Annotated in this window: 1 protein-coding gene; it reads left to right on the top strand. The window is 48.1% G+C overall.

Annotation, left to right across the window (positions count from 1 at the left end; genetic code table 11):
* On the top strand, positions 1-549 hold a 549-nt coding region (locus R7093_RS27430; protein WP_318147308.1), incomplete at both ends, for an ATP-binding cassette domain-containing protein.

Below are 549 nucleotides of genomic sequence, written 5' to 3'. Positions count from 1 at the left end.
CGCACCGTTCTCTGGTGGTGAAAAGGCACGCTTGGTGCTGGCGTTGATCGTGTGGCAAAAACCAAACTTATTGCTACTCGACGAACCAACCAACCACCTAGACTTAGACATGCGCCAAGCGTTAACCATGGCTCTGCAAACGTTCGAAGGTGCGATGGTGATTGTTTCACACGACCGCTACTTACTGCGCGCAACCACCGATGATTTGTACTTAGTGCATGATCGCCAAGTTGCGCCATTCGATGGGGACCTAAACGACTACTACAAGTGGCTGACTGAACAACAAAAAGCCGAGCGAAAAGAAGCACAAGCGTCGCAACCAGTTAAAGATACCGCAAACAGTGCCGCTGCGAAGAAAGAGCAAAAACGTCGCGAAGCGGAATTTCGTAAACTGACGGCGCCAATTCGCAAAACCCTGACACAATTAGAAAATAAAATGGATAAGTTAGGTGTAGCACTGGCAGAGGCTGAAGAACAATTGGCGGATAACTCACTGTATGAAGCCGAAAATAAAGCTAAACTAAATGAAGTGCTGGCCCTTCAAGCTTC

It is taken from the genome of Vibrio sp. 1580 (assembly GCF_033340055.1).
Note: the sequence above shows the minus strand (reverse complement) of the source record. Positions and strands in the feature narration are given on the sequence as shown.